The sequence below is a fragment of the Streptococcus sp. 20925_1_22 genome (genome assembly GCF_041431685.1).
Classification (GTDB): domain Bacteria; phylum Bacillota; class Bacilli; order Lactobacillales; family Streptococcaceae; genus Streptococcus.
The window spans coordinates 430,927-453,581 of record NZ_JAPVYE010000001.1 but is presented as its reverse complement, the minus strand read 5'-3'; the positions used below and the strand labels follow the sequence as shown (position 1 = coordinate 453,581).

The 22,655-nt window shown below is 40.6% G+C and carries 23 protein-coding genes and 2 pseudogenes; 5 read left to right on the top strand and 20 right to left on the bottom strand.

Translation table 11 applies throughout. The features are described 5' to 3' along the window. Positions 1-42: 42 nt before the first annotated feature. From O3621_RS02320 to uvrC, 3 genes are all read right to left on the bottom strand, one after another. Positions 43-648 (bottom strand): nitroreductase family protein, encoded by a 606-nt coding sequence (locus tag O3621_RS02320; protein ID WP_032913401.1) that lies wholly within the window; start codon positions 646-648, stop codon positions 43-45. Between the two features lie 259 nt (positions 649-907). Continuing rightward, complete coding sequence (locus tag O3621_RS02315) at positions 908-1,453, bottom strand: hypothetical protein (protein WP_002915030.1); 546 nt, start codon at positions 1,451-1,453, stop codon at positions 908-910. A gap of 153 nt (positions 1,454-1,606) precedes the next feature. Then, complete coding sequence (gene uvrC / locus O3621_RS02310) at positions 1,607-3,436, bottom strand: excinuclease ABC subunit UvrC (protein ID WP_311154769.1); 1,830 nt, start codon at positions 3,434-3,436, stop codon at positions 1,607-1,609. 364 nt (positions 3,437-3,800) lie between these two features. On the opposite strand from uvrC, the gene O3621_RS02305 reads away from it, so the two are divergent. From O3621_RS02305 to O3621_RS02295, 3 genes are all read left to right on the top strand, one after another. Continuing rightward, entirely contained in the window at positions 3,801-5,057 is a 1,257-nt protein-coding gene (locus O3621_RS02305) for an extracellular solute-binding protein (protein ID WP_314450260.1), read from the top strand. 81 nt (positions 5,058-5,138) lie between these two features. Further along, a complete protein-coding gene (locus O3621_RS02300) occupies positions 5,139-6,497 on the top strand; it encodes a carbohydrate ABC transporter permease (protein WP_161543046.1) in 1,359 nt (452 codons plus the stop codon). Beyond that, the gene (locus O3621_RS02295; protein WP_101771393.1) at positions 6,497-7,333 is read left to right on the top strand and encodes a sugar ABC transporter permease; all 837 of its coding nucleotides are present in this window, start codon (positions 6,497-6,499) and stop codon (positions 7,331-7,333) included. Before O3621_RS02300 ends, O3621_RS02295 begins: the two co-directional genes overlap by 1 nt. A 164-nt stretch (positions 7,334-7,497) precedes the next feature. On the opposite strand, the gene O3621_RS02290 is transcribed toward O3621_RS02295, so the two are convergent. From O3621_RS02290 to rimM, 3 genes are all read right to left on the bottom strand, one after another. Then, entirely contained in the window at positions 7,498-10,059 is a 2,562-nt protein-coding gene (locus O3621_RS02290; RefSeq protein WP_314450265.1) for a CAP domain-containing protein, read from the bottom strand. A gap of 190 nt (positions 10,060-10,249) precedes the next feature. Continuing rightward, complete coding sequence (gene trmD, locus O3621_RS02285) at positions 10,250-10,972, bottom strand: tRNA (guanosine(37)-N1)-methyltransferase TrmD (RefSeq protein ID WP_125337200.1); 723 nt, start codon at positions 10,970-10,972, stop codon at positions 10,250-10,252. Then, a complete protein-coding gene (gene rimM / locus O3621_RS02280; RefSeq protein WP_314450269.1) occupies positions 10,962-11,480 on the bottom strand; it encodes a ribosome maturation factor RimM in 519 nt (172 codons plus the stop codon). The genes trmD and rimM overlap by 11 nt, the downstream gene beginning before the upstream one ends. A gap of 198 nt (positions 11,481-11,678) precedes the next feature. On the opposite strand from rimM, the gene O3621_RS02275 reads away from it, so the two are divergent. Next, positions 11,679-12,137 (top strand): hypothetical protein, encoded by a 459-nt coding sequence (locus O3621_RS02275; RefSeq protein WP_125352624.1) that lies wholly within the window; start codon positions 11,679-11,681, stop codon positions 12,135-12,137. 251 nt (positions 12,138-12,388) lie between these two features. Here the strand turns inward: O3621_RS02275 and O3621_RS02270 are convergent, their stop codons facing one another. The 6 genes and pseudogenes from O3621_RS02270 to O3621_RS02245 all read right to left on the bottom strand — a co-directional run bounded on the left by O3621_RS02270 (position 12,389) and on the right by O3621_RS02245 (position 16,454). Next, on the bottom strand, positions 12,389-12,985 hold the full coding sequence (locus O3621_RS02270; RefSeq protein ID WP_314450272.1) for a TipC family immunity protein: 597 nt from the start codon (positions 12,983-12,985) through the stop codon (positions 12,389-12,391). Between the two features lie 5 nt (positions 12,986-12,990). Next, positions 12,991-13,590 (bottom strand): hypothetical protein, encoded by a 600-nt coding sequence (locus tag O3621_RS02265; RefSeq protein WP_371513514.1) that lies wholly within the window; start codon positions 13,588-13,590, stop codon positions 12,991-12,993. A gap of 77 nt (positions 13,591-13,667) precedes the next feature. Then, a complete protein-coding gene (locus O3621_RS02260) occupies positions 13,668-14,645 on the bottom strand; it encodes a T7SS effector LXG polymorphic toxin (protein WP_371513513.1) in 978 nt (325 codons plus the stop codon). Beyond that, a complete protein-coding gene (locus tag O3621_RS02255) occupies positions 14,642-15,205 on the bottom strand; it encodes a DUF3958 family protein (protein ID WP_314450276.1) in 564 nt (187 codons plus the stop codon). Before O3621_RS02255 ends, O3621_RS02260 begins: the two co-directional genes overlap by 4 nt. Positions 15,206-15,251: 46 nt before the next feature. Further along, positions 15,252-15,524 carry a TIGR04197 family type VII secretion effector gene (locus O3621_RS02250; protein ID WP_314450277.1) on the bottom strand — a complete coding sequence of 91 codons (273 nt, stop codon included), beginning with the start codon at positions 15,522-15,524 and terminating at the stop codon, positions 15,252-15,254. 144 nt (positions 15,525-15,668) lie between these two features. Further along, positions 15,669-16,454, bottom strand: a pseudogene (locus O3621_RS02245) (alpha/beta fold hydrolase). 247 nt (positions 16,455-16,701) lie between these two features. Between O3621_RS02245 and O3621_RS02240 the strand changes: the two are divergent. Next, on the top strand, positions 16,702-17,013 hold the full coding sequence (locus O3621_RS02240) for a VOC family protein (RefSeq protein WP_314450279.1): 312 nt from the start codon (positions 16,702-16,704) through the stop codon (positions 17,011-17,013). Here the strand turns inward: O3621_RS02240 and O3621_RS02235 are convergent. The 8 genes and pseudogenes from O3621_RS02235 to O3621_RS02200 form a co-directional block, all read right to left on the bottom strand. Continuing rightward, a pseudogene (locus tag O3621_RS02235) lies at positions 17,010-17,456 on the bottom strand (GNAT family N-acetyltransferase); the annotation flags it as partial. The gene O3621_RS02240 and the pseudogene O3621_RS02235 overlap by 4 nt on opposite strands. Positions 17,457-17,614: 158 nt before the next feature. Continuing rightward, complete coding sequence (locus O3621_RS02230) at positions 17,615-18,286, bottom strand: TrkA family potassium uptake protein (RefSeq protein WP_125378503.1); 672 nt, start codon at positions 18,284-18,286, stop codon at positions 17,615-17,617. Between the two features lie 10 nt (positions 18,287-18,296). Beyond that, positions 18,297-19,646 (bottom strand): TrkH family potassium uptake protein, encoded by a 1,350-nt coding sequence (locus O3621_RS02225; protein ID WP_125378504.1) that lies wholly within the window; start codon positions 19,644-19,646, stop codon positions 18,297-18,299. Next, a complete protein-coding gene (locus tag O3621_RS02220) occupies positions 19,643-20,194 on the bottom strand; it encodes a putative immunity protein (RefSeq protein ID WP_314450454.1) in 552 nt (183 codons plus the stop codon). Before O3621_RS02220 ends, O3621_RS02225 begins: the two co-directional genes overlap by 4 nt. 260 nt (positions 20,195-20,454) lie before the next feature. Beyond that, entirely contained in the window at positions 20,455-20,694 is a 240-nt protein-coding gene (gene kphA, locus O3621_RS02215) for an RNA-binding protein KphA (RefSeq protein WP_002895313.1), read from the bottom strand. A 19-nt stretch (positions 20,695-20,713) separates the two neighbouring features. Continuing rightward, entirely contained in the window at positions 20,714-20,986 is a 273-nt protein-coding gene (rpsP, locus tag O3621_RS02210) for a 30S ribosomal protein S16 (RefSeq protein WP_002895310.1), read from the bottom strand. Positions 20,987-21,113: 127 nt separating this feature from the next. Then, a complete protein-coding gene (locus tag O3621_RS02205; protein WP_314450457.1) occupies positions 21,114-21,941 on the bottom strand; it encodes a hypothetical protein in 828 nt (275 codons plus the stop codon). Then, the gene (locus O3621_RS02200; RefSeq protein ID WP_314450459.1) at positions 21,938-22,642 is read right to left on the bottom strand and encodes a YjjG family noncanonical pyrimidine nucleotidase; all 705 of its coding nucleotides are present in this window, start codon (positions 22,640-22,642) and stop codon (positions 21,938-21,940) included. The genes O3621_RS02205 and O3621_RS02200 overlap by 4 nt, the downstream gene beginning before the upstream one ends. Between the last annotated feature and the right edge of the window lie 13 nt (positions 22,643-22,655).

The following is a 22,655-nucleotide window of genomic DNA, read 5'->3' as shown; positions in this document are numbered from 1 at the left end:
TAAATCGATAAAACTATGGATTAAATCGTAAATATAACTATATCAACGTTTCTCAATGATTTCATCAACTGGCAAACGATAACTAGGTTCTAGTTTTTCATCAGTATAACCAACAGTAATCAAGAGTTCTGGACGGAAACGCTCATCAATTTCCAAAACCTCATTAACCTTTGATTTATCGAAACCTAAGATAATGTTAGATCCGATACCTTGGTCAGTCAGAGCCAGAACAAGATTCATGGCCACCAGACCAGCATTGAGAGCTAAATAATCGCTCTTTTGCTGTTCACTATAGCGAGCAAACTCAGCTGGCAGATTCTGCATGTAAAACTGGAGTTGCTCATCAGAGAAATTCTTAACTCCAGCCACACGCGCAATCTTGCGAGCCCGTTTGGGCAAATCTGTATCCGTAAAGAGAGCAATGGTCACTGGTGCTTCCTTAATCTGGTCCACATTTCCACCGAAAGCTGTTTCAGCCAAAGCTTGATTATGCTCCCGCACCACAACGAACTTCCATGGCTGACTATTGTGGGCACTGGGTGCCAACGTTGCAATTTCAATGGCTGTGCGAACATCCTTTGGATCCACAGGTTTGTCGTTAAAACGCTTGGTTGCATGACGCTTTTTGTTGAGTTCTAGAAATTTCATAAGTTGCATCCTTTTCTAAATATACTAGCTTCATTTTATCATATTTTGTAAGAGTTTGCAGTTTTTTTCCTTTCATAAATTTCACTAAATCATTATTAGAAATGCTTAAATTATGCCTATTTTTATTTATAATTGAGTATAAACAATATTTTATTTAAAAATTTTTTGATTCAATCTTATCTTTTAAGTCACTTAAATTTCCATCTATTTTACATTTTGCTACAAAAAAAGCAGGTGATTCTTACCTGCTTTGTTAATATTATTGTCCAGATTTAAGCTGACCAAGAGCTTTATAAGCCCCTTCAATAGCCTTCTTCATAGCATCACGTCCTGTTTTCAATTGCTGAGCAAATAGAGCACGATTTTGTTCTGGAATTTCTGTATCATCTGAACCAGCACTTGAGAGCGTTTCATTAAAAGTTTCTCTTGAAGTTTCCATAGATTGAATAGCTGGTTCTACTTGTTGATTGTATGCTTCTTTCCCAGCCTCAGGTACTTTGTTCCCAATTTCATCAATGTACTTTTTATAATTATCAATCAACTTACTAAAGAGAGCTTTCATGTCACCAATTGTTTTAGCATTGTCGATTTCTTCATCTGTCAAAAGAACAATTTCTGGGATTTCTACATCTGAACTAGCTGTTTTTGATGAAGTTTCAGAGCTACTTGATTTACTCTTTGAAGTAGATTTTTTTTCTACAGAACTTGAAGCTTTTTCAGAAGAATCTGATGTTGTTTTTCCAGAACATGCTGCTAAAGTTATAACCGATAAAAGCGCTACACTAGCTGTAATAATTTTTCTCATTACTGTCTCCTATTAATAAAGAATAGACATATTATAATACAAAATTATTTTATTGTCAAACATTATAGGCATTATAATAGACCATCCATTTCTGTTAATTTTTTCCTAATTATTAAAAAAATTCTGCAAACACTGTCCTTATATGAGATTTGTCTATTCTAAATCCACCTGTGGCTCTGCTACTTCAGGCAAGGAAGTTTTCTGCTGATCTACTAGATTTAATTTAGCCCACACTGCTTCTGCCACTGCTCGTGGTACGCCGACTTCGACGATTTGGTCAACACTGGCTTCTTTAATCTTGGTTAGAGATTTGAAGTGTTTCATAAGATTTTGCTTGCGTTTTGGTCCCAAGCCTTCAATGCCATCTAGCTGCGATGAGAAGGAATTCTTAGACCGGAGCTGGCGGTGGAAGGTAATGGCGAAGCGGTGGACTTCATCTTGGATACGCTGAAGCAGGAAAAATTCCTGCGAATTCCGGGATAATTCTACAACTTGCAGAGGGTCACCAAAGAGCAATTCATGGGTCTGGTGCTTGTCATTTTTTTGCAGTCCAGCGATGGGAATATCCAATCCCAACTGGTCCTGAATAACTTCTTTAGCGACATTGACCTGCCCCTGTCCACCGTCAATGACAATCAGATCGGGCGGAGTCAGTCCATCCCGAATCACTCGACTATAGCGCCGCTTGATGACCTCACGCATACTTGCGTAGTCATCAGGTCCTATCACAGTCTTAATCTTATACTTGCGATAGTCTTTCTTGCTGGGCTTGCCATTGACAAAGACCACCATAGCTGATACAGGACTGGTCCCCATGATGTTGGAGTTATCAAAAGACTCAATACGAACAGGTGTCGGAATGTTAAGAAGCTGACCTAAATTTTCGATTGCACCTTGGGTCTTTTCAATAGATTTCTCCAAAAGGTCAAATTTCTGCTGGAGACTGACTCGGGCGTTTTTGATAGCCAGATTGACCAACTGCTTCTTCTCGCCTCGCTGGGGCTTTAGCACCTTGGTATCCACCATGGCCCGTACAGCTTCTTCGTCAATATCTGCCGGAATCAAAATTTCATTGGGCTTGAGGTGGGATTTTTCCTGATAGAACTGGCCAATATAGGTCAAAAAATCTTCGTCAGGATCATTGTAATAAGGAAAAAGATTGACATCGCGCTCGATTAACTTGCCCTGGCGGACAAAGAAGACCTGTACGCACATCCAGCCCTTATCTACATAGTAACCAAAGACATCCCGATTCTGCAAATCCTTGGCCATGACCCGCTGCTTGGTTCGCAGGGTGCCAATGGACTGAATCAAGTCGCGGTACTCTGCCGCTTTTTCAAACTCCATAGCTTGCGCTGCGCCAGCCATTTTCCCCCGTAAATCCTCAATAATCTGGTCATCCTGTCCCTTGAGAAAGGCAGCTACCTCCTGAGCCAGCTCTTTGAAATACTGGCTGTCTACTTGGCAAATAGTGTGAGCCTTGCACTGCCCCAGATGGTAGTAAAAGCAGACCTTTTCAGGCGGATTTGTACACTTGCGGAAAGGAAAGAGTCGATCCAAAAGACGCTTAATTTCATTGGCCGCACCGACATCCGGATAAGGACCAAAATAAAGTCCACCGTCCTTTTTGACTTGGCGCGTGATGATTAGGCGTGGATAGGTTTCGTTAGTAATCTTGATAAATGGATAGGACTTATCATCCTTGAGCATGATATTGTACTTGGGCTGGTTTTCCTTGATTAGATTGATTTCCAGAAGCAAAGCCTCAATGTTAGACTCGGTGACAATAAACTCAAAATCCTCAATCTCAGAAACAAGAGCCTCCGTCTTGGTATCATGACTACCACGGAAATAAGAACGAACCCGGTTGCGCAGATTCTTGGCTTTGCCAACATAAATAATGGTATCGTTTTTGTCTTTGTGAATGTAACAGCCGGGACTGGTCGGCAACAGTTCCAGCTTTGATTGGATTAGCTTGTTCATAGGTCTATTATAGCAGAAAAGGGAAGCATTCAACAGGTAGACACTAGATTATTAGAAAATCATAAGTTTGATTCTTTTCATAGGTAATACTGAACTTTAACTTGTCTTTATATCTTCTTGCAAGTATCAAAAATCAATCTCAAAAGAAACATGATTTTCTTTATAACAAAGCATTTTCTAAGCAAAAATCAAGCAATCGATTGCACAGCCATTTTAATAGGCTTTGATTAAATAAACAGAAATAAAATAGAAAAATTTTAGAAAAATTAATATATTTTTAAAAAAATTTCAAAAAAAGACTTGACAAAAATTGCAAACGGTTGCATAATAGGATTGTAAATAAAAATTCCGGGAGGAAATAGGAATGAAAACATGGAAAAAAGTAGTATTGGGCAGTGTCAGCTTGCTGGCTGCAGGAACGCTGTTAGCAGCTTGTAGCTCGAACAGTAGCAAGGAGAACTCTTCTTCTAAAGCCGATAGCAAGACCTTGAAACTTTGGGTACCAACTGGTTCTAAAGATTCTTACTCTGATACAGTTAGCAAGTTCGAGAAAGAATCAGGCTACAAGGTCGACGTAGTCGAAATGGAAGATCCAAACGCTCAGGAAAATCTGACAAAAGATGCTAGTACTGCTGCTGATGTTTTCTCTCTGCCACACGACCAACTTGGTAAATTAGTTGAAGCTGGAGCTATTCAAGAAGTTCCTTCTAAAATGGCAGAAGAAGTCAAGAAAAACGATACTGAACAAGCAGCAATTGGTGCTCAATACAAAGGCAAAACTTATGCTTTCCCATACGGTATCGAATCACAAGTAACCTACTATAACAAGTCAAAACTTTCCGCTGATGATGTTAAGTCTTATGAAACCATCACTTCTAAAGCTAAATTTGGTGGAAACTTGAAAGAGGCTAATGGATACATCACTGCTCCACTCTTCCTTTCTGTTGGCGACACTCTCTTTGGTAAAGACGGTGAACAAGTTGACGGAACAAACTGGGGTAACGAAGCCGGTGTGAACGTTCTGAAGTTCATCGCAGCTCAAAAGAATAACAGCGGTTTTGTAAACGTAGATGCTTCTAACCTTCTTGCTAAATTTGAAGATGGTTCAGTTGACGCTTTCCAATCAGGTCCATGGGACTACGCAGCTGCTGAAAAAGCTGTCGGCAAAGACAACCTTGGTATCTCTGTTTACCCAACAGTTAATATCGGTGGACAAGACGTTCAACAAAAAGCATTCCTCGGTGTAAAACTTTACGCAGTAAACCAAACACCTTCAAACGGCGACACTGACCGTATCGCAGCAAGCTACAAACTGGCTCAAGCACTTACTAGCAAAGAAAGCCAAGAAAACCAATTCAAGTTTGAAGGACGTCACATCATCCCTGCTAACAAAGAAGTACAAGAGTCTGACGATGTTAAGAAAGATGCCTTGGCACAAGCTGTTATTACAATGGGTTCTTCTGATACCTACACAACAGTTATGCCTAAACTTAGCCAAATGTCTGTCTTCTGGACTGAAAGTGCTGCAATCCTCAGCGATGCTTACAACGGTAAATTTGGTGAAGATCAATACCTCGCAAAATTACAACAGTTTGATAAAGATTTAGCAGCAGCTAAATAATACTCAAGCAAATTTAAATAAGCATTGAAGTGAGGGGGGCAGCCTCCTCACTTCTTTCTTTGTAAATATAAGGAGAATACTATGACTCAGTCATCCTATGACAATGCATCCATGGTTCAGGTCTTTAAAGAGGGAGCCTGGGATGTCAAACTCTCTTTTCTGGTAATGGGACTGAGCAACCTTGTAAACAAACAATTTATCAAGGGTCTGCTCTTCCTCTTCTCAGAAATTGCTTTCCTAATTGCTTTTGCAGTCCAAATCATACCAGCTATTGGCGGCATGATTACATTGGGAACTCAAGAGCAAGGAGAGGCTATAAAAAAAGTTAACGGCTTGGAAATCACCGTTCAAGTAGCGGGTGACAACTCTATGCTGATGCTGATTTTTGGACTTGCTTCTCTCATCTTCTGTGCAGTCTTCGCCTACATCTACTGGTGTAATCTGAAAAGTGCTCGTCATTTGATGGCTCTCAAGCAGTCAGGCCAGAAGATTCCCAACTTCGTTGAGGACTTTAAGACGCTTGCTGACGGCCGCTTTCACATGGGCCTAATGAGTATTCCTCTTATCGGAGTACTGCTCTTTACCATCTTGCCTCTGATCTATATGATCTGTTTGGCCTTTACTAACTTTGACCATAAACATCCAGCTCCTAAGTCACTCTTTGACTGGGTTGGCTTCTCTAGCTTTGGTGATGTTTTCTCAGGTCGTATGGCTAGCACCTTCTTCCCACTTTTAGGCTGGACCTTGATTTGGGCGGTTGCTGCAACAGCTACTACTTTCTTCTTCGGTATCGTTTTAGCTCTCTTGCTCAATACCAAAGGCCTCAAGTACAAGAAAGTTTGGCGCACGCTCTTCGTTATCACTATTGCTGTGCCGCAATTCGTATCACTGCTCTTGATGCGCAACTTCCTGAATGACAATGGACCTTTGAACGGATTATTGCAAAGCCTGCATCTCATTCAGCATCCAATTCCATTCTTGAGTGACCCTGTTTGGGCTAAGTTCTCCATCATCCTTGTCAATATGTGGATTGGTATTCCATTTACCATGCTGGTAGCGACTGGGATTATCATGAACCTACCTAGCGAGCAAATCGAGGCTGCTGAAATTGATGGAGCTAGCAAGCTTCAAATCTTCAAGAGCATTACTTTCCCTCAAATTCTCTTGATTATGGCGCCATCACTTATCCAACAGTTTATCGGAAACATTAACAACTTCAACGTTATCTACTTCCTGACAGGCGGTGGACCTACTAACTCTTCCTACTATCAGGCAGGCTCAACTGACCTCTTGGTTACCTGGCTCTATAAACTGACCGTTTCAGCCAAGGACTACAATCTGGCATCTGTTATCGGTATACTGATCTTTGCAATCTCTGCAGCCTTCAGTCTCTTAGCCTATACTAGATCCGCATCATTCAAGGAAGGAACTGCTAAATAATGAAAAATAGAAAAAAACTCAGTTTATTAGGGATTTATGTCTTGCTGGCTGTTTTAGCATTCATCTGGCTAACGCCGATTATCTGGATTTTTCTGACCAGCTTCCGTGGTGAAGGCTCTAATGCAGTCCCTTACTTCTTCCCTAAGACCTATACTCTTGACAACTATATCAGACTGTTTAATAACAACACATATCCTTTTCTTCAGTGGTTTATGAATACCCTGATTGTTGCAACAGCGACCTGTATCCTGTCTACTTTGATTACTGTTGGTATGGCTTACTCACTCAGCCGCATCAAATTCAAGCATAAAAATCGTTTCCTCAAGCTGGCCCTGGTACTTAACATGTTCCCAGGCTTCATGTCTATGATTGCGGTTTACTACATCCTGAAAGCACTCAATTTGACACAAACCCTGACATCACTGATTCTGGTTTATTCAGCTGGAGCAGCTCTAGGCTTCTATATAGCTAAAGGTTTCTTTGATACTATCCCATATTCTTTGGACGAATCCGCTATGATTGACGGAGCGACCCGCTTCCAAATCTTCCGGACTATCACACTACCGCTTTCAAAACCGATTATCGTTTATACAGCGCTTATGGCTTTCATGGGACCTTGGGTTGACTTCATCTTTGCCTCTGTCATCCTAGGCGATGTCAAGGAAAAATACACGGTTGCTTTGGGACTTTTCCAAATGCTTAATAAGGATGCCATCAATAAATGGTTCTTGCCTTTCACATCTGGAGCGATTATCATCGCTATCCCAATCACTCTTCTCTTCATCTTCATGCAGAAATACTACGTAGAAGGTGTAACAGGCGGAGCGGTCAAATAAAATCTATTATGAATATTGAAAACTTCCGACAGTTAATATCGGAAGTTTTTATCTTTCTTAGAAAATGTGGAACTTAACTTCTCATCGCTTTTATATGAGATTGTTTATTAGGCTTGAACAAAAAAATGAGTCTGGAAATTATTCCAGACTCATTTTGAATTTCTTTAATTATAATCTTCGTCTCTGCGACGGCGCTTGTTGGTTCCCAAAAAGGCCGCTGCACCAAGTGCCATACCAAAAATTGCTAGGCGTTCTGCTTCTGAACCAGTATTTGGCAGAATAGCAGGAACTGTTGGAGCCTTATCAGCTGTCGTAGCTACGCTAGCAAGCTGAGCTGCAGGATTTACAACAAAATCAGTGAATGCACCACCACCTGCCGCTTGAACAGCGCCTGTAGTTGCTCCTTTGACTTCACGAGTGTTCGCATGAACTTCTGCAGTCTTAACATCTGAATCTTTCTTAGATTCATCCTCTGCACCTGGACCAGCAGCTCCGCCTTTTACAGCTGTTAGAGTCTGTTTATCTTCACCTGAGCGATAGTTACTATTCAGAGCATTTCCATACAGGAGAGATGCTTGATTCAAGATATTTAAGAGAGTTTCATAATTCGCTTGAAGACTGTTGTAGGATTCCTCAAGGACAGCTAAAGTTGCAGTCTCTTGATTTAAGATTGCTTGTTTAGCTTCAAAATCAAGCTGCGCTTCTGCCAACTCTCGCTCAGCTTCTGCTAGTAACTGAGGAGCATTTTTTAGATCAATAACTTTCTTTTTAGCTGCTGCTAATGTTTTTTGAGCAGCCAAGAAATCCTCTTGAGCAGTTGTCAAACTAGCTTTCGCAGCTTCTTGGGCTGACTGAAGTTCTGCCAACTTATCCTTAGCTGCCGCTAGAACTGCCTGAGCATTGCTCAAGTTAGTCTGATAAGGTGCTAGGTTTGCTGCAATCTTAGCTGTCGCTCTGTCGAGAGCTTCCTGCTTAAGGGCAACATTTTGCTTGGTCAATGCCAGATTATTTTCAGCAGTTGCTACCTTCTGACGAGCTGCTTCAACTGCTGCAATTTGAGCTGCCGCTGCCTTTTGAGCATCAGCTAATTGAGCATTGAGGATATTAATAGCTGATTCCTGACCAACTTTTTGAGCCTTGAGTTCAGCCAATTGATTCTTAAGTGCTGTAACATTAGCGTTAGAACCTGCAGAACGACCACCACCAGCACGTAACAACTGCTCCATAGCCGCAACAGTCAGCAAAGTACCATTATTAACACGTTGGTCAAAGTTGCTAATATGATGGAAACCAACTTCGGATGTACCATGAGGTGTGCCAAATCGGTTTTGATGTTTATCATAAGCCGCCGAGATAGCATTAGCTTTATTGTCCATCATCTGAACATAGTGACCAATCTGAGCAAATACACCAGATCCAACTCTCGTATAGATAGCATTAGCATCAATCTGAGTTTCATCAGTAGGCAGTCCATATTGCGCTGCAATCTGTTGGTAGAGTTCTTTTTCACCATGCCAGAAATTGACAGCTCCTTGTGGGTCAAAGCTAATCGCCACATTTTCGTTACCAATCAGCTTGCCCATGTGCCCGTTATTGCGCTCAAAGTAGATAGTCTGAATCTGGCTAGCCACATTTGCATACGGATCAACCAACAACTCTTGTAAGCCAGCATTACGACGGTAAGCATTAATGGCCTTCACCAACTCTAAAGCTTGCAGGTTATTTTCTAGACTAGCTGGACTGGTTGGGTCAGAATTAACTGAGATACCAAATTCATTCTGTCCACGTTGGTAAACAGCAAGAGCATTGTTGGCAGCATCTCGAATTTCTTGATTGGCCGCATTGTTACGAACATTTTCTAAAAATTGAGAATAAGTCGTATTGCGAAGGTCAACAGGAGCTGTTGATGCTGCTTTCTCGGCAGTCGGAATCTGTCCTTCAAGCGAGCTAATAGCTTGATTGGTTTGCCCCAAAGATTCCTTTGCCTGATTGATTTTATTCTGGATTTCAGCCTGCACCTGTGGAGCAGAAGACGCTGCTTGCTCTGCCTTTGTCAGTTCAGCCTTTGCATTGTCTAAAGCAGTCTGTGCTTGACTTTGCTGACTCTTAGCAGTTGCTACAGCTTGCTCTTCTGAGTTAAGTGGTGTTTTAGCTTGTTTCAATTCAGTCTCTGCAACATCTACCAGAGATTGACTCGCTTTAATAGTATTTGCTTGATCTTTAACAGCTTGGTCAGCCTTGGCAGCTTTAGCCGCTGCTTCTCGAACAGCAACGTCTTTCGTGCTAACCTCTTGCTCTGCTGTTTTTGCTTCTGTCTCCGCTTTAGCAACATTTTCTTCTGTTGCTTCTGCCTGTATTTCTTTAGCATTCTCAACAGCGGCTTCAGCCACTTTCACGCTAGTTTTTGCATCTTCAGCTTCTGTTTTAGCAGTATCTACTATCGATCTTTGCTCATCGAGTTTAGCTTTAGCAGCTTCAGCATTTTCTTGGGCAACAGCTACATCTGCTGCTGTCACCGGTTTTCCAGTTACTTCAGTCGCTTGTGGAGCTGTTATAGTTGATTCAACCAACTCATCCGCGTGCACTTGATGGGTCAGTCCACCAGAAATAATAGTTGTAGCCGCGATACCAGTCGCTACAACAGACTTGCCTATTTTCTTTTCCATAATCAATCTCCTTTTTATAATCTCACATACTATAATTAACCTGGGTATAGCAGCCCGCATAGTAATATACTATCACAAAACGCTAGTATTAACTAGTAGCAAACGTATAGTTTTAATAGTTTTTTTATTACAATTTGGTTACAAAAATGTTGTATTAGAAAAATAAGATGGTTTTTCCAACAAAAATGAGCATTTCTGTATCAAATAAAGTAAAAACTCCTAGATACTTTCTAAGAGTTAACCTTGCTTGTCAGTCAGATTGAGCTTGTCGAATTTCTTCTAACATTGCTTCTTCTTCGGCCGTCATTTCATAGTGTTCCAGCAAGTCAGGACGTCTTAGGTAGGTCTTTTTCAGACTTTCATAGAGACGCCACTTACGGATATTTTCATGATGGCCACTCATGAGGACTTCAGGAACGACCATGCCGCGATAATCATAGGGGCGAGTGTACTGAGGATATTCCAAGAGTCCAGATGAAAAACTATCATCAGCATGACTGGCTTCCTTGCCAATAACCTCTGGAATCAGGCGAACGGTAGCATCAATCATGGTCATAGCCGCCAATTCTCCTCCAGTAAGGACATAGTCCCCAAGCGAGATCTCATCTGTCACTAAAGTCTTAATCCGCTCATCATAGCCTTCGTAATGGCCACAAATGAAAATGAGTTCCTCTTCCTTAGACAGTTCCTCAGCATAGGCTTGGTCAAAAGTCCGACCAGCAGGATCCAGCAAAATCACGCGCGGCTGCTGCTTTTCAATGGCATCATAGGCATCAAAAATAGGTTGAGCCCGTAGCAGCATACCCTGGCCTCCGCCGTATGGCTCGTCGTCTACATGCCGGGATTTTTCAGCTTTTTCTCGGAAATTGTGGTAGTTAATTTCTAAGAGGCCTTTTTCCCGCGCTTTACCGACGATAGAGTGCTCCAAGGGTGCAAACATCTCCGGAAAGAGAGTCAAAATATCAATTTTCATCGTCCAGTCCTTCCGGTATCTCTACATCAACCCGACCTTGCTCAATGTCAATCCCCAGCACCACTGGCGGAATATAAGGCAGTAGCAAGTCTCGCTTGCCCTTACGCTTGACCACCCAGACATCATTGGCTCCTGGCTGCAGAATTTCCTTAATCCTACCAAGAAGAACGTCATTTTCATAGACTTCAAGACCGATGATTTCATAGTAGTAAAATTCCCCATCTTCCAAGTCAGTCAAATCTTCCTCTCGGACTTTCAGAGTGAAATCACGAAATTTCTCAATGTCATTGATATGGTACATGTTCTTAAACTTGATAATATCAAAGTTCTTAACCTTGCGATGGCTGGCAATCTCCACATCCATGACAAACTGATCCTTCTTGTCAAACAGGGCAAGGGTATTACCTTTTTTAAAACGCTCTTCTGCAAAATCCGTCACTGACAAAACCCGCATCTCACCTTGCAAACCTTGCGTATTGACAATTTTTCCAACATTAAAATAATTCATCTCGACTCCAACATATTATACTCTGCCTAGTATTTTATCATGATATAGGGGAATGTACAAGAGAGATAAGGGGGAATTCTCTTGCCTATATTTATTTGATTAATGTTGCTATTTAACGTATAATTATACATATAGAACCTCAACACCGTAAACACCCAAGTGTGTTTACGCAAAACTAGAAAGAAGTTGGTGATACCTATGGGAAAAAAGTTAAGCAAACTCCTTCTCTCTACTGCTATTCTAGCTACCACAGCCGCCAGTTTGACTGCTTTGACACAGGTCAAAAAAGGCCAAGCAATGGAAAATGAAACGAAAGAAACTAGAAATATCTCAGCCCTTGACGAAAAAATTGCTCAAATTGATAACCTAACCATCAAGGCTTTCCTAGAATACTATGCTAGTCAGAACATGACCTCCGCATCGTCTCTTCCAATGATAGATGATTTAGAGGCCAATACGCGCATCATCGTTATTGATATAGACTATGCAGATACAAGCATCCCCCCTGCCATTGGAACATCAGTCGATGGATCCGAAGGGCCTGTCGGGGGAACTGTTGATGATGATGGCCAATATATCGAGTTTGATACCAGTGACCATAGCAAATCCGCAACCGTTCAGGAAATTCGAGATGCTATTGCTGAGATTCTTGGCTAGACTCATCTTATTATTAAAATTACCAGCTAAAACAAACGAAGTCATTAAAAAATAAACGGCAAGCTCGACGAAAGGTTTACTTATTTCAAAGAGTAGCAATTTCAAAGTCAAATATGATAATAGTTTACATAAAAAACGCATAAAATCAATGTTCACAGAAGCATTAATTTTATGCGTTTTGACTATTGAAGAATTTCTTCCACTACCTCTTTGTTAGAAAGGTAATTCATATTATCACAGCTATGGCTCTCTTAATTCCATTTTTTTACAACCTTCACATTGCCCTTATTACTGAGAGAAAAGCGGCCGCTTGAAACATTTTTCCATTCTTTAAGGAAAACGTTCTCAAATAAGGCGAATTTTTCTTCAATCTTAGCTTGAGTCAAACCATAGCTTTCAAACTTATCTCTAGGAACGATAACATCTTTGCTGTCATAGTCTAGGAGTTTAGCTTTTTGTGTGAGAGTCTTGGCCTTTGCATCATAACTGGCAGTCAAGGATAACTGAACATTCTCATCCCATTTCTCCTCATAATCAAAAATAAGCATCTGATTTTTATTTGCTATGATATTAAGATTGCTGTTTTCTGGGAAATCCTTTGATTGGAATACTACCATCACTGTGCCTGCCTGAAAATCCGAACTGTCCTTTTCCGTAACAAGGTCAGCTCCTTTTATTTTCAAGAGCTTCATCTGACTCTTATCTCCAGCACCTGCATATTGGATTTCATCCTTGTAAATTTCATCAAAAATACTGCTAGACTGACTGCCCTGTTGATTGTAGAAGGTTAGAAAACCAATTATCAAAAGCAAGGCAAGCGCTAATATAAAAATTAGAACCTTTTTCATAATAATCATTCCCTTTCCGCATAAGTTCCCAATTGATTATCTCGTTCCTCCAAACTTCTAAGGAAATTATAAGAATCAGGATAATGTTTTTTGATATAGGCACGTTTTTCTTCCTCAGTTGGCTCAGTATACGTATCTTTGGCACCTTCGTAAAACTTTTTAGGAACCATCTTGAAAATCTCTTTTTTTACATCATTAATATCAGTATATTTAAGAAAGAATTCTGAACGTGTCATCTTATCCGTTTTGGAATCTGTTTTATCTTCTAACTGTCGGTAATAATAGTTAGAAGCTTCCAAAAAAGAAAGTTTCTTTTCATTCATGATGCTCGTGATATTTACAGCATCTAAATCTGCTCTAAAATCATCATTCCCCATAGATGGTTTTGTTTCTGCATCCGTTGTAGCATCACCACGCCAGCCCGAAACTGCTTCAATTCCCTTTCTTCCTCCAAACATTAGCATCATATAGCCTGGTGGCAAGGAAAGGTTGAGGTGAGTTGCAGTCGTGATGAACTGATGAGCAAAATCTGTTTTATTAGCATAGCGTTTATTTTGCTCCTTCCAATCATTTAAAAAAGCTGCTTTTATTTCAGAATCAGACATACCTGAAATATTGTGAGTTTCCTTATACAATTTTAAACGATTAGTGTATTTTGCATCTCCTTCTGCAGCAGGATCTACTATTGTACCTGTAGTAAAGTTAGAAAAAAATGCTGCTTTTCTATTTCATAATATAAACTTTTGGATTCAGCATCAGTCAAGCCCATTCTTATATAAAACTCTTGAGCTGAGTCCCCATCTAGATCACCAGCTGTCTGATCCCATTTATAACCATCATATACCGGAGCTCCTAAAGAACGATTGAGCAGATAATCTTTTTTCTTCTGAGACATTCTAGGATATTTTTTATCGATTCCCTCTTTAAGTTTCAATATTTTTTTAGCAGTATCTTCATCATAACCGTATTGTTCGATAAGATTATTTATAAAGTCTTTATCCCTAGATTGTGAGTCTTGCAAATTTGAAGGTGGAGTATAATTCATTATTTGTGTTGCCCAATCCAGATTAGCTGGCAAGACATAAACTCCTTTCTTTGCATCCCATGCATTATTCAAATGGTTGAGCCCTGTAGTAATCATATTTTTCAGATTTTCAATCTCTGAGAAAATTTGAGGCGATGAATTATTGAATTCTCTAAGTTTATCTAGTTTCTCTTGAAGTACTTGTCTTGCATCAGTCAACGTATCAATCATTTTCTGCTGATTCTTCACTAACTCCGATAGTCCAACTGCTTTTACTCCAAATATGCTAGTTTCCTGAATAGTGATAATATTGGTTAATCCTTGAATATTAGCTTCTATGTCAGACTCCTTTAGGCTTTCATTAGCAACCTGCGCAATATATGATTCTGGAAACTGTTTAACTGTCTTACCCACTGCTTCCGACAGTAGCTTTCCGCCATGTGCCAAAGGACGAAGAACCCGTTCAGAATAACTTCGTGCTGAATCATAGGCTTTTCCCTTTAGCGATTCTGTGCTGGCTTCAAAATCTACCAAACTTCTTTCCAGTTCTTCGTAAGCTTTAATTTCCTCTTGCATCATCTTCTGGGTACTGGCCGCTTGGGACTGCGAATCTTCCAAATACATGTCTATACTCATTGGTAGTTCCTCTTATCTTCTAAACTGTTTACTATCCGAATACGCTCGTGGTAGGCCTTATCATATTCTTCAGAGACCTTTCTTTTTTGCTTTTTCAATACTTCGCTATCTTCTTCAAAGTTTGCTCGAAAACTCTGCCAGTTCTGCAAAAATTCATCACGCATATGCTCAAAGCCGTTTTGAGGACTGTAGCGATAGGCTAGTTCATCTAATAAAGCATGCATTTTATGTGCGTCAGACTCCACAGATTCATAGTATTCTGTTACTTTTTTTAAATCACCGTCTATCTGATATTCCTTTTCCAATAATTCTGATTCTTTGTAGCGAAGGTCTTCAATCCGCACCTCTGGAGATTTAATCTTTTCCTTGACTTTTTGCTCTTCCTGGAAGTGCCGACTTATCTTATACATGACCTTATCTTGGTTAGCCAGCATTCGCTTCAACTCTTCCTGCTCCCGCAGATTCTGCATCTGTTCTCGTTGCGCTTGCAATCGTTCTGCCAGAGTCATATCAGGATCATATACAAACTTAACTGGTTTCTCTTTATTTTCTTCTTCCATGAGCAGTCTGTCCTCCTTGATTTCCAGAATAGTCAGAGTATTTTATCTAGCCATTTACAGATTCAGCTATCTGCTGATCCACTGCTTCAAATTCTCCAGCAACACTATGGATATTCGTCACCATTTCAGAGAGAGCATTAGAAATACCTTGTCTGGCATCTTGGGATGCCTTCATAGCCTCATGAGCATTTGAATTCCCCGAAACGGTCGTTTTATCATCCTGTTGAGCCTGTCCGATTCCTAATAAATTGGAACTCCCTTGTTTGATTTTTGTTGCATAGTTCTGAGCATCTGATATATTACTTTTAATTTTAGTCATTTTTTTCTCCTTTATTATACATACTAGCCTTTGTCTGTAGCATTTTTATTATAATATCATTGCAAATCTATTACAAAACAATACAGGATAATATCGCTCATTAACAAGGAATGTTTTATATTACTTTGGACTTTCTCTTCTCAATCACATTTCTAAAAGAAGCTCAGCTATCTTTTCTGACTGACTCCAATGTAAATAGTGATTATTGCCTCCTAAAATAATCTGAGTTTTTTGTGAAGCAAATTCGGAATCTTTATATTCTTGTTCTCGATAGGCCTGACTCAGGATAAAAATCGGGAATTGAAAAGAAATATCTATGTTTTGAAAATCGCTTTTTGCAATACTGCAGTAATGTTGAAATCCTTCTTGTACAGATTTTAATCTATCTGAACTCTTTTCTGCCTTAGCCCATAAGATTTTAAAATCAGCTACTGGAAAACTCTCTTGTCCTATTTTTTTCAGATATTCATATCCTCCACCGAGCGTCTGAACTTTCTCCTGTAAGGATAAAAATTCGGGATAAGGATTCTGCGCTAATTCTCCGTATAGAACAGAATAAGTGGTCGGCTCAATCAAGATTAGTCCCTGACAAAGCGGCTCTAACTCAGTAATTTTAACAGCTACAAGGCCGCTAATACTGTGCGCGCAAATAGCATACTGGAGGACTTTAAAATGTGATAAAACCTCTATAATAGATTGAACTAAATCGTCCAAAACAAAATTTTCTTGTTTTTCCAGTGGGCTTTGGCCAGCATTAGGGTAATCTATTGTTAAATAGCCCTAATTCTTAGGTAACTTCCGAATAACTGGCAAAAAATTTTCATAGGTCGGCAGACTCCCTGCACCGCTTAAAAATACAGCAATCTTTTCCGCAGGTTGATAGGACACAAATAGCTGTCCTACTTTCGTTTTGATCATTCTTTCTTTCATAATGTTTCTAATCAATTCTTAACAATATTATCTGTGCACACACTACTATCTGAGGGATAGCTATTTTACTAGCAGAATAAGGATACCCCTATACCAAAAATTATATATCAAAAATTTTTCATATTCAACCAAGATCCGTGTTACAAGAGGCAGTTGCTTGCACTGTGAATGAAGGCTAATCTCAAGGCTTGTTTTTCCTAAAAATCTATGTTAAGGTAAAGGCAGAATACGAAAAGGAGGGACTACTATGATAAGAAGCGGCCATCTGATTTACAAGGTAAAAGACTTACGGCAAGCGGTCAAGGAATGGGAAGCAAAGGGTTTTGTCGTCGAATACGGCAGAAGGAAAAAAACCAACAATGCCTTAATATACTTTAGTCAAGGCCCCTATATTGAGCTACTGGAAAATACGGGCATTCCTGTAATAGCCAAAATCATAGCTAGACTATTTGGCAGACCTAAAAATCTGGAGCGCTTTTTCTACTGGGATGAGTGCGAGGAAGGCTGGCAAGGACTTTGTATCGAAAAAGATTATTCGTCAAAAGAATCCCCTCAATAAAGAATTTCAAAGCTAAGATCCTCATATTCCAGAAATGCATTCGACGAGCGGAAACCCTTGCTTTTATAAAATTCCCAGCGAGCCTGACGCTGTTCAAGATTATCACACGGCTCATATAGGCGCTCGATTTCTAAAAGCATGGTTCGCTGATAGAAATTGACCAGCTTTTCGATGATTTCACCGCCATAGCCATGGCTGCGCAAGTGGGGCATAATAGCAAAGAAACTAACATAAAAGGCTTGCGCGTTGGAGATGGCAAAGGCAAAACCAACAAATTCCTTTTCATGATAAAAGGCGAAAAAATTAGCATCCTCCTGTTCCTCATATCGTAAAAATTCACTGAGCGGTATCCTTTCCTCCTCTGGGAAAGCTTCATTATTCAAGGCTTCTACCTTATCCAAATCTGGAAAATCTGCTGTAATGATCTGGCTGGTTAAGCTCATAAAATCACTCCTTTTCTAGTGATAGTATAATAAATTTTGCAACTGGTTTCAAAAAAGAGCCCTGAAAGAGCTCCTATGTATCGATTTTTTCTTCATATAATAGAAAGGTGCCGAATGCCTAGATAGAATCGGTTGGCCCCCAGCAAGGAGGAATTATCCTAGCTGCTACTCACTATTTCACGTAAATTATCCAAATGCTGGTTATCAGTCACAGCCATAATGCTGACGCCTGCTGGCCAGACAAAGTCTGGGGTAAAATGGCTTTCCAAAGGCTGATTTTTTTTCAGACGGTAGCCGATAATATTAAGATGATAAAGCCTGCGAGCATCTACTTCACGGACCGTTTTCCCGACCCAGCTAGCAGGCAACTCAAACTCAGCCACCACTACATCATCATCCAACTGGAAGACCTCAATCGAATGGTTAAAGAGAATGGTCTTGGCCAATGAAATACCAGCCTCCACTTCAGGCAGAATAACCAGATCAGCTCCCACCTTTTCCAGCACCTGCTGAGTTACTTCATCTTTGACCTTGGCAATGACATTTTTAACGCCCAATGCCTTGCAGTGCATGACCGCTAGGACGCTGGATTCCAGACTTTCTCCCGTCGCTACGATGACCGTATCACAGGACCCAACATCTGCCGCCTCTAAAAGCTCCATATCAGTAATGTCCCCGATCACACCAACGGCAATCATGTCTTCATACTGATTGATTGTCTCTTCGTGATTATCAATCGCAATGATTTCTACATCTTGAGAAATCAAGGCCTCAATGATACTCTGTCCAAAAATCCCCAAGCCGAGGATTCCAACTGTTTGATTTGCCATTTCTTTTCTCCTATCCAATCATAATGTCCGCCTTGCTGTAATGCAAGGTAGCCGCCTTCTTCGGTTGATAATGGTTAAGACTGACCATAAGAGTCAGCGGCCCTACCCGTCCAATAAACATCAGCAGCATAATCACAATCATACCAGCTGTATTGAGGCTGGTAGTGATATTGGCCGTGACACCAACTGTAGCCAGTGCTGACACAGTCTCAAATATCAGGTAAATAAAGCGATGACTGCTATCAGTCACTAGCCCAAGAGCCAAAAGACCAAGTAGAAATGTCAGCTGAAAAATCACTGTCACACCAAAAGCCTTCTGCACTAGCTGAGGAGCCAGTGTTCTCCGCCCCATATTGGTATGAGGCAAGCCCAGGATTTCCTTTCGAGCAAAAAGCAAAAGAACTAGGAAGGTCGTAATTTTCAGACCGCCCGCTGTACCACCCGGAGCCCCTCCCAGAAACATCTGGAGCAGATAGATAAACAGGGTTACTGGACGAGCAGCTGTATAATCAATGGAAGCAAAGCCAGCTGTCCTCATACTGACTGTCTGAAAAAAGCTGACCAGTAGCTTATCGCCAAAGGAAAGATTGCCAATCGTTCCAGGATTATTGTACTCCGTCCAGAGACTCGTGACCGTCCCAAAAACAAGGAGACCAGCAGTCAGCAGCAAGACTACCTTAGTATGAAAGTGCAGTCCCTTCTGTTTTCCTCCCAATTTAGTCGCCAAGTCAAACCAGACCATAAAGCCAAGGCCTCCAGTGATGATGAGGAGAGCCAAGGTGATATTGACCAAAACATCTGTCTGCAAGCCTAGTAGGCTATCATTGCCAAAATTATCAAAGCCCGCATTACAAAATGCAGAAACTGCTAAAAAGATAGAATTAAAAATCCCTTTTCTCAGACCAAACTTGGGAATGAAGCGAATCATGAGAAGGAGCGCACCCAGTCCTTCGATAGTAAAAGTCGTGATAAAAATCGAACGGACAAATTGACCTAAGGTACGATTATGACCATAACTAAAACTATCCCGCAGAATACTTCGATCCTTGAGGCTGAGCTTTTTCCGACTTTCCATGGTGAAAAATCCGATAAAAGTCAGGATTCCCAAGCCACCAATCTGAATCAGTAACATGCAAAGGAGCTGCCCCCAGACATTGTATGTATCCACAACCGATCGAGTAAAAAGTCCTGTCACACAGACCATCGAGACAGCTGTAAAAAGATGATCCAGATAGCCCGCTTGGGAACTTTCCGTCTGCACCCAAGGCAGACTGAGTAGCAAGGAGCCACAGAATATCACCAGAAGAAAAGACAAGATAATCTTTTGCGCTGGTGACAAGCGTGAAAATAAATGCTTCATAAAGTTTCCTTTCCTGATCTAATAAACGCAGAGGCTAGCCTTATCTGCCCTTCTCTTTCCTTGACAGCCCGCTGCAAATCATCTGGACTCTGCAAGTTTCTGACTTTGATGGCATAATCCGCTGCGACGATAGCATGGCCCCGCATGTGGCCTGTTGCGACTGCTTGGGCAAAGACACGCGCAGCATATTTACCGATTTGTGATTGGGCTTGCTGCGACAGTTTGTTAGCCAAGAAACCAGCCTGCCTTAGTTCATAGGCAGATGCCCTATCATCAAGTCGAGCCCAAAAAATCGCTCTTACCTGAGTCAAAATCTTCTGCTTTTCAGACTCATCTTCCGCATCTATCAGAGCTATAAAGCTTGACGCCATTTTCATAGCCCATCGAGCCAGTTGCCCCTGAGGAAGTTCCTCCAAAACAAGCTCCAATTCCAATCTCTTCTCACTATCATCCAGAATTTTTAGCTTATAAGGGCTCGGTAAAATCACTTGATCATTCTCATAACACTTACGCTCATGAGTGTTCCAAGCATAATCTTCTGACTTCATATGTCCTCCAGTTTCGAATTTCTCTAAACTCGCCCCTGCATTTCGTTTTTATCTTAAATGAAGTACTAGTTCTCACGAAGCTCGAACTGCATCAATGGTCCTAAATTCAACTGAGCCTAATAACTTGTTTCTGCAAGGAAATTAAGGAACGTAGTTCTCGCATAGCTCGAACTGCATCAATGGCCCTAAATTCAACTACGCCTAAAGGCTTGTTTCATTAAGGGCCATAGAAAAAGCGGGACACATAGCCCCGCTGCTTCTTATTTCTCATCAATGACGATGCGAACCTTTTTGTACTCGGTTGGGACAGAGTAAACAATCGTCCTTATAGCGGAGATAGTACGACCTTTACGACCGATTACACGTCCAACATCACTCTGATCAAGATCCAGGTGATATTCTAAAAATTCAGGTGTATCCTCAATCTTGATAGTTAAGGCATCTGGCTGTGAAATCAAAGGTTTCACTATCGCAATAATTAGATTTTCAATCGTGTCCATATGTCAACCTACACTTCTATTATTTAGAGTATTTTGAATCGTGGAATTTCTTCAATACGCCTTCTTTTGAAAGGATGTTGCGTACAGTATCAGAAGGTTGTGCACCATTACCCAACCACTCAAGGATACGGTCTTCTTTCAAAGTCACTTGGTTTTCAGCTACAAGTGGGTTGTAAGTACCAACCGTTTCGATGAAACGTCCGTCACGAGGTGAACGTGAGTCTGCAACATTGATACGGTAGAAAGGTTTTTTCTTAGAACCCATACGAGTCAAACGGATTTTTACTGCCATTATTAAGGTCTCTTTTCTTTATTTTTTCTTTTGGTGAAATAGCAGAGCTATTAAGCACATGTTCTATTATAGCAGATTAAAAACAGCTGTCAAGTTTTTTTCTTGACAGAGTTAAAAATTTTTTAGATTAGTCTTTTTGGTTGTTTAAAACTATTTGTTCAGAAAGGTTTTCATATTTTTTAAAAAACAATTTGACTGAAGCGTCTTTAGGAAAAGCACCTAAATCCATATACTTATTAATGGTCTCCGGTGCATAATACTCTGTGTCTCCACTACGACTATTATAGGACCTGCTTTTTACCTCGTCTTCTGATATATTTTTCTCATCCAGTACTTGGTCTGAATGAAATTCGAAAGACCATTTTAAAAGACCAGCTTGATCCATTTTTTGGACAATCTCTTTTAGCTTATCATGATTTTCTGGATTGTTCCTGAATTCGACTAAAAACTTACTATATAGCATGAGATATTTATTTAGACTTTCTGAATCATCAACCTTTTTAGAGGACGAAACGCTTATAGTCTGAAATTGAGCTCTGTCAAATTCTGATTTTTGCTGGTATTCAGCTGTCATGTCATGTTCCATCTCGCCCTTAATCTCATCAATTAAGCTAGTTATTTCTTGGTCTACCAAACAATCCAGTAGCTGATCTGCTGTTCTCTCTCCGTAAAATATCTCATAAAATTCGATTTTACTGCCCTTTCGATCTGGGTGGTATTTTAGAATAGGGTACTTTTGGATATCTTCCTCGGTGAAATACAAATCAATTGTCGCCCCGCCACCCTCATAATGATAACTGCCATCAGAACTAATCTTGACGGGCTGAAAAGGGAGCATTTTAAAAAGGGCCTTCGTCGTTCGTATGCTCTCGTCGACTTCTTCTTTCTTAGCATAACAGGCTGTCAGTAGCAACAAACTGGCAAGAATAGAAAATAAAGCAAGGATTTTTTTCATTTGCAGTCTCCGTATGGAACTAATAGTCTGATAATATCGTCATAAGAATAAGCGGTATAGGTCGGCTGAAAAAAACTTTTATTTTCTAGATGCATGGGATTGTACCAGAGAGAGTCCAGGCCGGCATTATTAGCGCCAGCAATATCTGCAGTCAAAGAGTCTCCAATCATCAAAGTCTGGGACAGGTCAAAATCTGGTATCTGCTCTGCTATTTTTTCATAAAACAAAGCTTCGGGCTTCTGAGTCCCCATCTTTTCCGAGATGAAAATATGGTTAAAATAGGGTGAAATGTCGGAATGAGCCATGCGGCCGGTCTGAATAGCCGTGATGCCATTGGTCGCTCCGTAAATCTCATAATCAGCTGCTGTCAGACCGTCCAAAAGCTCGCTAGCACCAGCATATGTTTGTCCTTGCTGAGCAATATGCTGCTGATAAAGGAAGGCTAACTCGGCGCCATCCTTCTCAATGCCAAAATGTGCAAAAAGACGAGAAAAGCGAGTGTTGACCAGCTCCGGCTTGGTAATTTCCCCCTGCTCCAGTTCCCGCCAAAGCGCCTTGTTCATGGGAATATAATAATCTTTGTAGGTTTGAATCTCCGTCACGCCCTGCTCCTCTAAAAAATGAGTCAAGGCGATGTCTTCTGCCGTATCAAAATCCAGCAACGTATGGTCAAGGTCGAAAAGTAGAAATTTGTATGGCAATTTAGTATTTTTC